This window comes from Actinocorallia aurantiaca (genome assembly GCF_039533685.1).
In the GTDB taxonomy this organism is placed as follows: domain Bacteria; phylum Actinomycetota; class Actinomycetes; order Streptosporangiales; family Streptosporangiaceae; genus Actinocorallia; species Actinocorallia aurantiaca.
In genome coordinates this window covers 348,694-363,117 of sequence record NZ_BAAATZ010000003.1, presented here as the reverse complement: position 1 = coordinate 363,117, position 14,424 = coordinate 348,694, and the positions used below count along the sequence as shown (strand labels likewise).

Below are 14,424 nucleotides of genomic sequence, written 5' to 3'. Positions count from 1 at the left end.
TCCGGCCGTTTGGGTTCTCCGGGGCCACCCAGCATGATGGGGGCGATGGAAAGGGCGGGTGGCCGGTGAACGAGGCGGCTGAGCAGGTGGAGGCGGCCGGGTCGTCTCTGCGCGCGGTGGTGGCGGGCAACGTGCGGCGGATCCGGCTGACGCGTGGGCTCAGCCTGCGGGAGCTGTCGGAGCTGACGGGGGTCAGCAAGGCGCTGCTGTCGCAGATCGAGCGGGGAGTGGCCAACCCGACGATCGAGGTGCTGTCGCGGGTGGCGACGGCGCTCGGGGAGAGCTTCCTGGAGCTGGCGCGGCCCCGGATGGACGGGCCGGAGGTGCTGCGGGCCGGGGAGCACGCGGAGGGGGCCGAGCCGAGCGTGCGGACGCTGTTCGGGTCCTGGGAGCGGCGGCGGTTCGAGCTCTCCGAGGGGAACATCCCCGCGCGCACGAGCAGCGTGAGGAACTCGCACGGGGCGGGGTCGGTCGAGTACGCCTATGTGGTGTCGGGGGCGGTGACGCTCAGCTCGGCGGGCTGGTCGGTCGAGCTCGGGACAGGGGACGCCGCCCGGTTCGCCGCCGAGCACGACCACGTGTACACGACGGGCGACGGGCCCGTCCGGGTCCTGACGCTGGTGTCGTTCGACGAGATCTAACCCAGCCAGCGGCCGTCCGGGTCGGGGACGCTCGCCAGCAGGGCCCGCGTGTAGGGGTCGGCCGGGTCGTCGAGGACCTGCCCGGTGGGGCCTTCTTCGCGGCAGCGCCCCTCGCTGAGCACGTAGACGCGGTCGGTGACCTGCCGGACGACGGCGAGGTCGTGGGTGATGAACAGCAGCGCCATCGACAGCGAGCTCCTGAGCCCGGCGAGCAGGTCGAGGATCTGGGCCTGGACGGAGACGTCCAGCGCGGAGACCGCCTCGTCGCAGATCAGCAGCGCGGGGCGTCCGGCGATGGCGCGGGCGATCGCCACCCGCTGGCGTTCGCCGCCCGACATCCCGGCGGGGGGCCGGGCCGCGGCCTCCGGCTTCAGCCCGACCGTCTCCAGCAGTTCGGCGACCTCGGCCTTCCCGCCGTCCCGGCCCGCCGCCCGCAGCGCCTCGGCCAGGACCGCGCCGATCGAGCGCACGGGGTTGAGCGAGGAGTAGGGGTCCTGGAAGACCATCTGGACGGTGCGCAGCGCCCGCGCCCGCTCGGCCTTGGGCAGCGCGCCCAGATCGGAGTACTCCAGGCCGTCCAGCCTGATCGTTCCGCCGTCGGGCCGTTCCAGACCGACCACGCAGCGCGCCAGCGTGGTCTTGCCGGAGCCCGACTCCCCCACGATGCCGACCGCCTCGCCCGGCGCGACCCGCAGGTCGATCCCGTCGAGCGCGGGCCGGGAGGCTCCCCGGAAGGTCCGGGTGAGCCCGCGGATCTCCAGCAGCGGTACCGTCTCCTCCTCGGCCGGGCCGGCCGACACTTCCAAAGCGGGCACGACATCGGGCGTCCCGGTGAGTTCGGCGGACCGGACGCAGGCCGACGTACGGCCCGGACCCGCCGGAGCGGGCGACGGCGTCCCGGCCCGGCAGACGTCGACGGCGTGGGCGCAGCGGTCGGCGAACCCGCAGCGTCCGGCGGCCTCGTCATGGGCGGGCACGTTGCCGGGCACCGTCGGGAGCGCGGCGAGCCTGCGGTCCAGCGGCGGCTCGGCGGCCAGCAGCGCCCGCGTGTAGGGATGCCGGGGCTCCCGGCCGATCTCCTTCGCCGGGCCGGTCTCCATGATCCGTCCGGCGTACAGCACCAGGACGTCGTCGCACATCGAGAACGCCACCCGCAGGTCGTGGGTGATCAGGACGAACGCCATTCCGCGTTCCCGCTGGATGCGCCGGATCAGCGTCAGGACCTCGCGCTGCGTGGTCACGTCCAGCGCGGTCGTCGGCTCGTCCGCCACCAGGATCCGCGGGTCCCCGGCCAGTGCGCAGGCCAGTCCCACCCGCTGCCGCATCCCTCCGGAGAGCTCGAACGGATGCCGTCCGGCGACGTCGGCGGACAGCCCGACCTCGGCGAGCCGCCGCACCACCTCCTCGCCCGTCCGCCGCCCTCTGGGCAGCCCGTCCGCGATCTGCCGCCCCACCGTGCGCAGCGGGTTGAGCAGGGTGAACGGGTCCTGAAGGAGCAGCGAGACGGTCGTCCCCCGCAGCCGCCGCAGAGCCCGGGGGTCCGCCGAGACGTCGACCCCGGCGAGGCTCACCCGACCTCCGGCGGTCAGGCCCGCCGGAAGCAGCCCGAGCACGGCGCGGGCGGTCAGCGACTTGCCCGACCCCGACTCCCCGACGATCGCCAGCGACCGCCCCTCTTCCACTTCGAAGCCGACGTCCGACAGCAACGTCCGCCCGTCGGCCTTCCGCCCGACCCGCAGGCCGTTCACCCGCACCAGCGGCTGCTCTTTCACCTGGCCAGCCTCCGTGCCTCGGCGCGTTCCTGGAGCCAGTCGCCGACGACGGTGACGGCGGCGGCCGTGATGATGATGGCCAGGCCCGGGGCGACCGCCGCCCACGGGTTGGCGAACAGCTGGCCCTTGTTGTCGGAGAGCGTCCGGCCCCAGTCCGGGGAGCCTGCGGCGACGCCGAGGCCGAGGAAGGACAGAGACGCCAGCGAGACCAGCGCGTAGGCGAAGTTGAGGAAGGTGTTGGCCAGGGCGACGGGCACGATGTTGGGCCACACGTGCCGGGACATGATCCGCCACGGTGACAGGTTCTGCAGCCTGGCCGCCTCCACGTAGGGCCTGGTGCGCTGCTCCAGGACGGCTCCGCGGACGACCCGGGCGTCCGTCGGCGCGAACAGAACGATCAGGACGGCGACCGCGAGCCAGAATCCGCCGCCCATGGTCCCGGCGACCACGATCGCGACGAGCAGGGCGGGCACCGAGAGCATCAGGTCGGCCCAGCGCATCGCGGCGGTGTCGGTCCAGCCGCCGAGGTAGCCGGCGGGCAGCCCGATCAGGTTGCCGAGCAGCATGGAGCCCGCGCTCACCGCGAGGGCGCCGAGCACCGCCGTGCGCGCCCCGGCGACCAGCAGCCGGAGCACGTCCCGGCCCAGTTCGTCGGTGCCGAGGGGGTGGCCGGTCCCGGGGTAGGTGATGCCGGTGGCGAGGTCCTGCCGGGTGGCGTCGGGGACGAGCAGCCAGCCGAACAGCGCCGCGACCACCGCGACGGCCACGACGGCGAGCGCGATGAGGACGGCCGGTCCGGGGAGCCGCCGCCTCACCGGGACACTCCGAACCGGATGCGCGGGTCCGCGAGGGCGTAGCCGACGTCCACGAGCAGGTTCACCGCCGAGATGAGCAGGGTCAGCAGCAGCGCCAGGGCCTGGACCACGGGCATGTCCTTGAAGGTGACCGAGTCGACCAGCAGGGTGCCGAGGCCGGGCAGCGCGAAGGTCACCTCGACCAGGACGGTCCCGGCGAGCGTGCTGGTGAGGATCAGCCCGAGCGCGGTCAGGATCGGGATGAGGGAGTTGCGCAGCGCGTAGCCGACGATCAGCCGGGTCGGCAGGCCGCGGGCGCGGGCGAAGACGAGGTAGTCCTGGTCGAGTTCGCGGATCAGGGCCGCTCGGGTGAACCGGACGAGGAGCCCGGCCGAGCCGACGGCGAGGGCCGCGGCGGGCAGCGTCAGATGCCGGAGCCGGTCGGCGAGGCCCTCGCCCTGCCCGTAGACCGGGAACCACTGGAGGTAGACCGCGAAGGCCATGAGCAGGACGAGTCCGACCGCGAACGGCGGCGCGCTCATCCCGGCGACCGAGGTGACGACCGCCGCGCGGTCGGCGGCGCGCCCCCGGCGGAACGCGCCGATGACGCCGAGCGGGAGGCCGATCAGCGTGGCGAGCAGCGTCCCGTAGAGGATGAGCCCGAGGGTCAGCGGCAGCCTGCTCCCGATCGCCTCGGTGACCGGGACGCCCGTGCGGATCGAGGTGCCGAAGTCTCCTTGGAGCACCCCTCCGAGCCATCGCAGGTACTGCACCACGACGGGATCGTCCAGGTGGTACCGGGCGCGGAGGGCGGCGAGCGTCTCGGGCGAGGCGGGCCGGTTGCCCTGAAGCGTCTGCTCGACCGAGCCCGGCGCCAGGTACAGCAGGCCGAACACCCCGATGGACAGCAGCCCCAGCACGATGAGCGTGCCGAGCAGCCTGCGCGCCAGGAACCCGCCGGTCATGCCAGCACACCGTGCCGGGTCAGCCAGTCCAGGATCCGGTCGCGGGCGTCGGCGCAGTGCTCCGGTTCGATCAGTTCGTGCCCTTCGCGCGGGTAGGTCACCAGTCGTGTGGGGACTCCCGCCGCCGCGAACGCCTGGTACAGCCGTTCGGCCTCGCCCAGCGGGGTGACCCTGTCGCGTTCGCCGTGCAGGATCAGCGTCGGCGTCCGGACGTCCGCGGCGTGGAAGACGGGCGAGCGCGCGGCGAGGAACTCCCGCCCTTCCGGGGTCGCCGGGTCCGCTCCGCGATGGTAGACGACGTCGTAGCCGCCGCCGATGACGCTCGCCGTGCGGAAGCTCACCCAGTCGGGGACCCCGGACATGACGACCGCCGCGCGGAACCTGCGGGTGCGGGCGACCGCCCAGGCCGTCAGGTAGCCGCCGTAGCTGAGACCCGCGACGGCCTGCCGCTCCGGGTCGGCGACGCCGTCGGCGATCAGCTTGTCGGCTCCCGCCAGGACGTCTTCGAGGTCGGCCTCGCCGAAGCGGCCGATGACGGCGCGGGCGTGCTCCTGGCCGCGCCCGCTGCTGCCGCGCGGGTTGGGCAGCAGCACGGCCGCTCCGGCCAGGGCCAGCGGCAGGGCCATCTGGTTGGACTCGGCCGGGGCGAACCACTGCGCCCACAGCCAGGTCGGGCCGCCGTGCGCCAGGACGACCAGCGGGAACGGGCCTTCTCCGTGCGGGCGGATCACGAGACCCTCGATGGTCCGCCCGTCGGGGGCCTCCCAGCTCAGCTCCTCGCGGACGACGCCTTCGGCGAGGGCGGCCGGCCCGGTGTTGAAGTCGGTGAAGGTGGCGAAACCGCCGGTCGTGAGCGAGCCGAAGGCGACCTCCGGAGGCTGCTCCGGGCTCTCCCAGACCGCCGCGACCCATCCGGGCCCGCAGGGGGCCAGGGAAGGCTGGCCGTCCTTGCCGCCAAGCGCGCCGGACGCCGTCCAGCGGTGCAGGAGTGTGCCGTCCGCCCGCAGGACGCCGCCTTGGACGCCCGTCCCGGACCAGCCGGTGAACCACAGGGTGTCCGCGTCGAGCCAGCCGAGGTCGGTGACGTCGTCGACGGCGTCCCAGCGGGTGACCTCTCCCGAGCCGAGGTCGACGTGCAGGACGCGGCCGGAGACGATCGACAGGCCCTCCACGACCACCGCCCTGGTGCCGTCCGGGCTGATGCGGGGGCGGGCCAGCTGCCAGGGGGTGGTCAGCAGCGTCCGGGTGGAGCCGTCCCGCACGTCCACGACGGCGAGTTCGGGCTTGTAGTAGCCGCTGGGCGCGGAGTCGGCCGAGACGACGGCGAGGGCCGTCTCGCCGCCGAGCCAGTCCGCCTCCCAGACGGTGAGCGGGCCGAGCGGGACGGCCTTGGAGCCGGGCTCGCCGGCACGGGCCAGGACGAGGCGGCGCAGCCGGGCTCCGGGGACGTCCACGAACGGGTCCTCGGAGGCGGGGACCCTCAGGCCCAGGTGCATGCCGTCCCGGTCGCTGCCCGGATCGGCGACGCGGGCGAGGACCCGTCCGTCTGAAGTGACGGAGAAGTCTTCGACCGAGCCGTCGAACGGCTCCGACCAGAGGATCTCGCCCGTCTCCGGGTCGAGCTCCTCGACGCGGCTTTCCGCGGCGGCGATGAGCCGTCCGGTGCCGGGGATCCAGCGGAGCAGCGCGTGATCCGTCCCGGGGAGGGAACGGGGACGCCCGGCGGCGTCGAGGACATGGACCACCTGGCCTTCGCCGGAGGACACCGTGAAGGCGAGCTTCCCGCCGTCGGCGGTGACGTCCATCGGGAGGCGGACGGCGGCCAGGGCCTCGTGTGCCGCGCGGGCGTCCGCGGTCACTTCGGCGCGACCTGGGTGGCCCAAGGGGCGATGAAGAAGTACGGTCCGTACCCCTTCGCGGTGACCTTGGGGCCGAACGCCGTCGCGGACTGGCCCCACCAGAGCGGCTGGTAGGGCAGGTCGGCGGCGGAGACCGTGAGGGCCTCGCCGATCAGCTCGGCGCGGGCGGCTCCGTCCGTCGTGGCCTTGGCCCGGTCGAGCGGCCCGGTGACCTTCGCCTCGTCGTAGGAGGCGATGTTGGTGCCGCCCTTGGCGGTGTGCGCGCCGTTCAGCAGCATCTGGGGGAATTCGGCGGGGTCTCCGGTGGTCGCGAAGTACCAGCCGAAGGCGATCCCGGCCTTGCGCTCGCCGAGCTCGGCGATCCACGCCTCCAGCGTGACCTCCTTGACCTCCAGTTCGATGCCGAGCTGCTTGAGGTTCTCGGCGAGGGTCAGCGCGGCCTTGCCGAGCTGGGGCCCGCTGTTGGGGTAGTGCAGCTCGGTCTTGAAGCCCTTCGGCGCCGACGACTGAGCCAGTTCCGCCTTGGCCTTGGCGAGGTCGAACCCGTACTGCGGCATCGCGGCGTACATGCTCTGCACCTCGGCGGCCGGGAGCCCCGCCCACTGGGACGGCGACGGCAGCGTGGTGGCGACCTCCGCGTGCCCGCCGAGGATGCTCTTGACGATGCCCTCGCGGTCGACCGCGTGCGCGAAGGCCCTGCGCACGTGGACGTCGTCGAAGGGCTTCACCGCGGTGTTGAAGGCGAGGGTGACGAGAGACCGGTCGGTGGCCGTCTCGACCTTCACCCCGTCCAGCTTCTGCCACTGGTCGAGCTGCTCCAGCGGGACGTTCAGCGCGATGTCGGCCTCGCCCTGCCGCATCGCGAGCAGCCGGGTGGAGTCCTCGGCGATGAACTCGAACCGGATCTTCGCGATCTCGGCCTTCCCGCCCCACCAGGCGTCGTTGCGCTCCAGCGTGACGTGCGAGTCGGGCGCGAAGTCCGTCACCTTGTAGGGGCCCGTGCCGAGGATCTTCGTCTCCGGCGTGCCGATCTTCTCGCCGTTCTCCAGGAACGCCGCGCTGGTGATGAGCAGGCTGCCGGGCGAGACCGTCCACTCGAAGGAGCTGTCGGTCTGCTTGAGGACGATCGTCACCTCGTGCTCACCGGTCGCCTTGATCGACTCGACGCCCGCGTACGCGAAGGCGAAGGCCGACGTGGATCCGGTCTTGGCGTTGTACTCCAGGCTCGCCACGATGTCGGCGGCCGTCACGGGCGTCCCGTCGGAGAACTTCACGCCCTGCCGGATCTGGTAGACGAAGGTCTTGGCGTCGTCGCTCTTCCAGGACTCCGCCAGCGCCGGCACCAGCTTGCCGTTCGCGTCGACCCCCACGAGGGCCTCCTGGCACAGCAGCGCCACGACGTAGTTCATGATCCCGGCCTCTTTGCTCGCGTCCAGCGAGCTCAGCGACCCGGGCAGCGCGATCTTCAGCTCCTTCAGCCCGCCGCCCTTCTCCGCGGGCCCGGACGAGGGCGCCCCGCACGCCGCGAGCAGCCCCGGCACGGTGGCGACGCCCCCGACGAGGGCGATGGAGCGCAGCAGCGAACGACGGCTGACCTGCCGGTGAACGTCCATGGGGGGCGACCTTCCTTATGCACACTATGGCGTTCACCTGGGGCGTCTACCATAAATACCCGAATGGCAAGGAAGAGTATTCATCTCCTGGAGTCCGGTCAAGAAAGTCTGGAAAGCGACGGTGTGACGCCCGCCCATCCCCTCCGCCTCCTCAGCCGGGCAGGGCCAAGGTGAAGAGCGGGGCGCTGCTCGGAGTCGGGGAGCCGCCCTCGGGTTCGATCGTGACTCCGACGTGGGTGGCGTCGTCCACCGATGAGATGACCTGGGTCTCCTCTCGCATGAGGCCCGCGGAGCGCGGTTTCCGGGGGCCGATGAGCCAGAGTTCGTAGTCGCGCCCGGCGGGGACCTCCGGCAGGCCGGACATCGTGATGACGGCCTTGTTCAGGGAGCGGGAGAACACGATCGTTCCGGTGCCTCCCGCGGCCTCGACGTCGACGGAGCGGGCGTCTGCGGCGGACAGGACGGCACTGACCCGCGGGTCCGAAGGCGGGGTCGGGCCCGGGGCAGGGCTCTGCAGGGCGGCGTACCCGGCGAAGACGATCACCGCGATCATCGCGGCGGCGGCGGTGAGGAGCAGCGGCAGGCCGGGGAGGGTCCAGCGGCGGCGGGCTCCCGTTCCGGGCGGAAGCTGCCGGGTGCGGGCGATCTCGTCCATGACCCGGGTGCGGAGCGCGGCGGGCGGGCGGCTGGAGGCGGCGAGACCGAGCATCGCGGTGGTCTCGCGCAGGCCGCGCAGCTCCTCGGCGCAGCTCGCGCACTCGGCGAGGTGGTGCTCGAACCGGCGGCGCTCCAGGTCGTCGAGCGCGTCCAGCGCGTAGGGGGCGAGGAGGCCGTGGGTGTCGTGTGCGGTCATCGGTCCACTCCCAGGCAGTCGCGCATCCGGATGAGGGCGTCGCGCATGCGGGTCTTGATGGTGCCCAGCGGCACGCTCAGCAGTCCGGCCACCTCCGGGTAGGTATATCCGGAGTAGTAGGCGAGAGTCACGGACTCGCGTTGCAGCTCGGTGAGGCCGCCGATGCAGCGGCGGACCCGTTCGCGGTCCAGCCGGGTCTCGACCTCTTCGGCGACCTGGTCGTGCTCCCGCTCCAGGTACGGTACCCGCTGCTCCCTGTCGGAACTGGCCTGCGAGCTGCGGACGCGGTCGACGGCACGGCGGTGGGCGAGGGTCAGGACCCACGCCATCGGGCTCCCCCTACTCGGGTCGAACCGGGACGCCTCCCGCCAGACCTGGACGAGGGTCTCCTGAGCGACCTCCTCGGCCTGCGCGGGATCGCGTACGACGCGCAGCACGGTGCCGTACACGGGCGCCGAGATCTGCTCGTACACGAGCTCGAACGCCTGCCGGTCGCCTCGCGCGACGTTCCGCAGGAGCGCGGAGAGCCCGTCCGGAGGCTCGGGAAGGTCCTTGTCATCGGTCCGCGAAGTGAACCGGGCGAACGGTTCGCTCATGTCTCTCCCTGGTCGCGACGTGCACGGAGCTTGGCGCGCCGGAGCCGCCCCTCGCACGGGGCGGCTCCGGCGCCGGTCTCACTTCGCGGGCATCAGGACGGTGTCGATGATGTAGACGGTGGCGTTGCCGGTCTGCACGTTGCCGCAGACCACGTTGGCCCCGTTGACCGTGTAGTCGGAGCCGCCGCCCTTGGTGGTGACGGTGCCGCCCTGCAGGGTCGTGAAGGAGCCGGACGCCAGGTCGGCGGGGGTCTTTCGGCCCTCTACGACGTGATAGGTGAGGACTCCGGTCAGGGCCTTCTTGTCGGCCAGGACCTTGTTGAGGTCCGCTTCCGGGATCTTGGCGAAAGCGTCGTTCGTCGGCGCGAAGACGGTGACGTCCTGCGCGGTGTTGAGGGTGTCGACCAGCCCCGCCTTCTTCACCGCGGTGACGAGGGTGGACAGGGCGGGGTTGTTGGAGGCCGCGGTCGCGACCGGGTCGGCGGCCATGCCGTCGAAGCTACCGGGTCCTTCGGACGGCACCGTCGAGCACGCCGGGCCGAAGCTCCCGTCCGCCGACGCCTCGGAAGCGACCGGGGCCGCCGGGGTGCTGGAGGCCGCCTCGGTCTCGCCGTTGCGGGGGCGGCGCCGAACGCGAGGGCCAGGAAGAGCCCGGTGGTGAGGGTGACACGCTTCATGACGGTTCTCCTTGTTCGTTGACTCCACCAGCCATTCGCCGCCGGTGACACGGCGGATTGGTGTGACGGGAAGAAATTTCTCCGGCCGGTCCGGGCGGCCGGGGGCGGCCCGATGCGCAGGGCGGCGGTCGACGGATCCGCCGCGGTCCCGGGCCGTCATGGCGTCCGGCCGGATCCGGCCGCCGGAGGGCTTGTTTTCAACAAGATGTTCACGTCAGTCAACACCTTGCGTTTCATGCGCGTTTCCGAGATCAAACGCAGATCACAGACCGTGGAGATGGCCCGGCCGAGCATATTAACGAGTATTAATCAACTATTACCGAGTGTTGACTTGCCCCTGCCCCGTCGAGGAACATCGCAAAGTCTTCGCTGTACTTCGAATCCGTGTCCGCCCGCTGAACGACATTCGCCCTCGACCTCGAAACCCGAGGTGAGAGCGCTATCAGGCGTCCCCGAAGCCGCCTGTCCAGTTGCGTCCAAAAAGGGAGAACGGCCGGTGCAGAGAAATACTGGCAGTACCGCGATGCTCGCGATCGACGGCGGCGACCCCATTCGACGGAGCCCTTGGCCCACCTACGACAAGGGGGCAGTGCACGTCCATCCCGATGACGAAGAGGCTGCCATCCGTGCCATTCGCAGCCATCTCTACTTCCGATACGACTACCGGCCGGAGCAGGAGACGGAGTGCGGTCGGTTCGAGGCCGAGTTGTGCGACTACTTCGGCACCCGGCACGCGCTGGCCGTCTCCAGCGGCACCACCGCGATCGCCTTGTCGATCATGGCGGCGGGCATTCCGCCGGGGTCGCTGATCGCCTGCCAGGGGTTCACGTTCGTGGCCAGCCCGAGCGCGATCACGCTGGCCGGGTGCCGTCCGTTGCTGGTCGAGGTGGACCAGAACCTGCAGTTGGACGTCGAGGACCTGCGGCGGCGCTGGTCGCCCGAGGTCAAGGCCATCCTGGTGGTGCACATGCGGGGGTTCGCCGCCGACATGGAGGCGATCACCCGGTTCGCCACCGAGGTGGGGGTGCCGGTCTTCGAGGACGCGGTGCCCGCGATGGGCGCGGAACTGCACGGGCGCAAGCTCGGCACGTTCGGGCTCGCCGGGGCCTTCAGCACCCAGTCCGACAAGTCGCTCAACTGCGGCGAGGGCGGGTTCCTCGTCACGGACGACAGCACGTTGTTCGCCCGCGCGGTCGTGTTGTCCGGCGCGTACGAGGGACGGGTGCGGCGGCATTTCCCCGACGGCCTGCCGCCGATCGGCACCGACCTGGACCTGCCTCTGCTCAGTTTCCGCATGGACGAGATCCGCGCGGCGCTGCTGCGGTCGGAACTGGCCCGGCTGCCCTCCCGGCTGGAGCTCTTCCGGCGGAACTACGCCTACGTCTCCGGTGAGCTCGCGGACGTGCCGGGCATCCGGATCCGCCGGCCGGTCGAACCGGGCGCCTGCCTCGGCGAGGCGTTCATCTTCCGGGTGGGCGGCGGCCTGGCCGAGTGGTTCGCGCGGGCGCTGTGCTGCGAGGGCATCGACGCGCGCAACCTCGGCTCCGGCGCGGACACGAACGTCCGGGTCTTCTGGAACTGGCGGTTCCTGTTCGGCGACCGGACCGTCCCGGAGATCAAGGCCCTGCTCCCCGCGACCTCGCGGTATCTGGAGGACGCCGTGGACGTGCCGTTGTCCTCCAGCCTGACCCTCGAGGACTGCGACCACCTCATCGCGGCGGTCCGCAAGATCGCCTCGCGGGTCGGCCCGTGAAGGAGGACGAGGCCGACGGGTTCTCGCGCGGCGCGCTCGCCGGGATCTTCGGCGGGCTGTTCTTCGGCTACGTCGGCCTGACCTCGGTGATCCCGGTCCTGCCGGGCTTCGTCCGCGACGAGTACGCCGCGTCGAACCTCGTGGTCGGCACCGTGGTCACCGCGACGGCCTTCACCGCGCTGCTCGTCCGGCCGGTCGCGGGCCATCTCGCCGACCGCTACGGCCACCGCCGGGTCATGCAGGCGGGCGCGCTGGCCGTCGCCGTCTTCGGACTGGCCTACTTCCTGCCCTTCGGCCCCCTCTGGCTGATCGCGGTCCGGCTGGTGCTCGGCGCGGGCGAGGCCGCCCTGTTCACCGCGGGCGCCGCCTGGACGATGTCGATCGCGCCGCACCACCGGCGCGGCCAGCTCATCGGCCTGTACGGGATGAGCATGTGGGGCGGCATCTCGCTGGGAACGTTCCTCGGCGCGCTGCTCGAGAACTTCGGTCGCGGTGCGGTCTGGACGTTCAGCGCGCTGGCCGGGCTCGTCGCGTTCGTCCTGGTCCGTACGGTCCGGGATCAGGAGACGGCCGCCCCTTCCGGAGCCGGGGGCCTGATGCTCCGCCCGGCGCTGGTGCCCGGTCTCGCGCTGGCCCTCGGCTCCGCCGGGTACGCCGGGCTCGCCGCGTTCGCCGTCCTGCACCTGGAGGGAAGGGGCAGCGGCTCCGGGGTCGTCGTACTGAGCTGCTTCAGCGCCGTCTACGCCGGGACCAGGCTGTTCATCGGCCACTTCCCCGACAAGTACGGCGCCCGCCGGGTCGCGATCTGGTGCGGAGCCGGAGAGTGCCTGGGCCTCCTGACGGTCGCGGCCGCCCCGAACCTGCCGGTGGCGGTGCTCGGCAGCGTCGTCATGGGCGTCGGCTTCTCCCTGCTGCACCCGTCGCTGGCCGTGCTGGTGCTGGACCGCGTCGACCCGGCGCGGCAGGGCGCGGCGCTCGGCGCCTACACCTCGTTCTGGGACCTGGGCCTGGCCGCCTGGGGGCCGCTGCTGGGCGTGGTCGCGTCCGGGTTCGGCTACCCGGCGGTCTTCGTCGCCGGCGCGGTCTGCGCCGCCGCGGCGGGCCTGGTCGCCCTGTCCCTCCCCCAGCGGAAAGCGGTGCCCGCATGAAGATCCTCTGCATCGTCGGCTGGTGCCGGAACGGCAGCACGATCATCGGGAACGTCCTCAACGAGGTGCCCTCGTTCTTCCACGTCGGCGAGATCCACTTCCTGTGGAAGAACGCCGCCGGACGGGGCGCGAACACCTTCTGCGGCTGCGGCCTGCACCTCACCGAGTGCGGGCTGTGGTCGAAGGTCCTCGCGGAGGGAAGGCCCCCCGGCCTGTCCGTGGAAGAGCACGCGGCGGAAGTGGTCGCCCGCCAGCGCGCGCACGTCCGCACCCGGCACACGTGGCGCGTGCTCCGCCACGGCCTGGACGATCCCGGCGTCCGGGCGCACACCGGCCTCATGGCCCGCACGTTCCGCTCCGTCTCCGAGCTCACCGGCGCGGACGTCCTCGTCGACACCACCAAGATCCCCGGAGAGGCCGCGCTGCTCCCGCTGATGGACGGCGTCGAACCGTACTTCGTCCACCTCGTACGGGATCCGCGCGCCGTCGCGGGTTCGTGGAGCGTGGACAAGGAGTACTGCATCGCGATGCCCGCGCACACCAGCACCGCCTACTGGAGCGGGTTCAACACCGCTTCACGCGCGCTGCTGCGGCGTTACCCCGAACGGTCGATGCTGCTGCGCTACGAGACCTTCAGGGCCGATCCCGAAAGGACGATCTCACGGCTGCTGCGGTTCGTCGGCGCCGATCCGGCGGACAACCCGGTGCACGGCCGCGAAGTCCGGTTGCACCCCAACCACACCGTCACGGGCAACCCCGACCGGTTCCGCAGCGGCACGACGCTCCTGCGAGAGCACGACGACCAGTGGAAGGAACGGCTGACCGTCCGGGCGCGCCTCGCGACCGCGGCGCTGTCCTGGCCCCAGTTCCAGCGCTACGGCTACAGCCATCGGGGCACCTGGGAGAGGAGAACCAGTGGATCTGGGACTTGAAGGCAAGGTCGCCCTGATCTCGGGTGGATCGAGCGGCCTGGGCCTGGCAAGCGCACGGGAACTGGCCCGGGAGGGCATGCACGTGGCCGTCGGCTCCCGGGATCCGGCCAAACTCGCCGACGCCGCGCGGTCGATCAAGGAGGTCGCCCGCGGCAGGGTGCACACCACCAGCGTGGACCTCACCGACCGGGCCGCCGTCGAACGCTGGGTGGCGGACGTCGCGGACGAGTTCGGCGCCCTGCACGTCGTGCTCGTCTGCGGAGGCAGCCCCCCGGTCGGCGGCTCGGCGGACTTCACCGTGGAGGACTACGGCGCGGCGGTCGACCTGGTGCTGCTGCCCGCCGTCCACCTCGCCCTCACCGCGCTCCCGCACCTGCGCGCCGCGGGCTGGGGACGGCTGCTGTTCGTCGCCTCCGAGACCGCGAGCTCCCCGTCGACCAGGCTCGCGCTGTCCGGGGTCACCCGGGCCGGGCTGGTCCGGTTCGCCCAGTCGCTCGCCTGCCAGACCGGACGGGACGGCATCACCGTGAACGTCCTCGCGCCGGCCACGACCCGCACCCCGCCCATCGAGCGGGTCGCGGCCCGGATCGCCGAGGACGGCGACGTCGAGGCCGCGCTGCGGGCGATGGGCGCGCACAACCCGCTCGGCCGGATCGCCGAACCGGAGGAGTTCGCCGCGCTCGTCGCCTTCCTCGCCGGCGCCCGCGCCTCGTTCATCACCGGAGGGGTCCACCCCGTCGACGGCGGAGCGGGAGCCGTCGGCGCCGAACTGCCCTACCTCGACGACGTCCCGAAGAACATCCTCACCTGAAGGAGCGCTC

12 protein-coding genes and 1 pseudogene are annotated in these 14,424 nt (G+C 72.2%); 5 read left to right on the top strand and 8 right to left on the bottom strand.

Features of this window, described 5'->3' with window-relative positions:
- The first annotated feature begins 65 nt into the window (after positions 1-65).
- Entirely contained in the window at positions 66-641 is a 576-nt protein-coding gene (locus ABD327_RS04865) for a helix-turn-helix domain-containing protein (RefSeq protein ID WP_344448918.1), read from the top strand.
- Here ABD327_RS04865 and ABD327_RS04860 read toward each other — a convergent pair.
- From ABD327_RS04860 to ABD327_RS04825, 8 genes and pseudogenes are all read right to left on the bottom strand, one after another.
- A complete protein-coding gene (locus tag ABD327_RS04860) occupies positions 638-2,413 on the bottom strand; it encodes an ABC transporter ATP-binding protein (protein WP_344448917.1) in 1,776 nt (591 codons plus the stop codon). The two genes, ABD327_RS04865 and ABD327_RS04860, sit on opposite strands and share 4 nt — an antisense overlap.
- Complete coding sequence (locus ABD327_RS04855) at positions 2,410-3,228, bottom strand: ABC transporter permease (protein WP_344448916.1); 819 nt, start codon at positions 3,226-3,228, stop codon at positions 2,410-2,412. The genes ABD327_RS04860 and ABD327_RS04855 overlap by 4 nt, the downstream gene beginning before the upstream one ends.
- Positions 3,225-4,172 (bottom strand): ABC transporter permease, encoded by a 948-nt coding sequence (locus ABD327_RS04850; RefSeq protein WP_344448915.1) that lies wholly within the window; start codon positions 4,170-4,172, stop codon positions 3,225-3,227. The genes ABD327_RS04855 and ABD327_RS04850 overlap by 4 nt, the downstream gene beginning before the upstream one ends.
- On the bottom strand, positions 4,169-6,055 hold the full coding sequence (locus tag ABD327_RS04845; protein ID WP_344448914.1) for a S9 family peptidase: 1,887 nt from the start codon (positions 6,053-6,055) through the stop codon (positions 4,169-4,171). Before ABD327_RS04845 ends, ABD327_RS04850 begins: the two co-directional genes overlap by 4 nt.
- Positions 6,028-7,644, bottom strand: a complete 1,617-nt coding sequence (locus tag ABD327_RS04840) for an ABC transporter substrate-binding protein (protein ID WP_344448913.1) — start codon at positions 7,642-7,644, stop codon at positions 6,028-6,030. Before ABD327_RS04840 ends, ABD327_RS04845 begins: the two co-directional genes overlap by 28 nt.
- 151 nt (positions 7,645-7,795) lie before the next feature.
- The gene (locus tag ABD327_RS04835; RefSeq protein WP_344448912.1) at positions 7,796-8,497 is read right to left on the bottom strand and encodes an anti-sigma factor; all 702 of its coding nucleotides are present in this window, start codon (positions 8,495-8,497) and stop codon (positions 7,796-7,798) included.
- Complete coding sequence (locus ABD327_RS04830; protein ID WP_344448911.1) at positions 8,494-9,093, bottom strand: sigma-70 family RNA polymerase sigma factor; 600 nt, start codon at positions 9,091-9,093, stop codon at positions 8,494-8,496. The genes ABD327_RS04835 and ABD327_RS04830 overlap by 4 nt, the downstream gene beginning before the upstream one ends.
- Before the next feature lie 78 nt (positions 9,094-9,171).
- Positions 9,172-9,636: pseudogene (locus tag ABD327_RS04825) on the bottom strand (fasciclin domain-containing protein); the annotation flags it as partial.
- A gap of 630 nt (positions 9,637-10,266) precedes the next feature.
- On the opposite strand from ABD327_RS04825, the gene ABD327_RS04820 reads away from it, so the two are divergent.
- From ABD327_RS04820 to ABD327_RS04805, 4 genes are read left to right on the top strand one after another with little or no spacing between them, the layout of a single operon-like run.
- Positions 10,267-11,523, top strand: a complete 1,257-nt coding sequence (locus ABD327_RS04820; protein ID WP_344448910.1) for a DegT/DnrJ/EryC1/StrS family aminotransferase — start codon at positions 10,267-10,269, stop codon at positions 11,521-11,523.
- Positions 11,520-12,671 (top strand): MFS transporter, encoded by a 1,152-nt coding sequence (locus ABD327_RS04815; RefSeq protein WP_344448909.1) that lies wholly within the window; start codon positions 11,520-11,522, stop codon positions 12,669-12,671. Before ABD327_RS04820 ends, ABD327_RS04815 begins: the two co-directional genes overlap by 4 nt.
- Entirely contained in the window at positions 12,668-13,603 is a 936-nt protein-coding gene (locus ABD327_RS04810) for a sulfotransferase (protein WP_344448908.1), read from the top strand. The genes ABD327_RS04815 and ABD327_RS04810 overlap by 4 nt, the downstream gene beginning before the upstream one ends.
- Positions 13,587-14,414 (top strand): SDR family NAD(P)-dependent oxidoreductase, encoded by an 828-nt coding sequence (locus ABD327_RS04805; protein ID WP_344448907.1) that lies wholly within the window; start codon positions 13,587-13,589, stop codon positions 14,412-14,414. Before ABD327_RS04810 ends, ABD327_RS04805 begins: the two co-directional genes overlap by 17 nt.
- The last annotated feature ends 10 nt before the right edge of the window (positions 14,415-14,424 follow it).

Bases quoted from the DNA above. Each gene is read 5' to 3' on its own strand.
- ABD327_RS04850 (WP_344448915.1), bottom strand. From the start codon at position 4,172: ATGACCGGCGGGTTCCTGGCGCGCAGGCTGCTCGGCACGCTCATCGTG.
- ABD327_RS04840 (WP_344448913.1), bottom strand. From the start codon at position 7,644: ATGGACGTTCACCGGCAGGTCAGCCGTCGTTCGCTGCTGCGCTCCATC.
- ABD327_RS04835 (WP_344448912.1), bottom strand. From the start codon at position 8,497: ATGACCGCACACGACACCCACGGCCTCCTCGCCCCCTACGCGCTGGAC.
- ABD327_RS04830 (WP_344448911.1), bottom strand. From the start codon at position 9,093: ATGAGCGAACCGTTCGCCCGGTTCACTTCGCGGACCGATGACAAGGAC.
- ABD327_RS04810 (WP_344448908.1), top strand. From the start codon at position 12,668: ATGAAGATCCTCTGCATCGTCGGCTGGTGCCGGAACGGCAGCACGATC.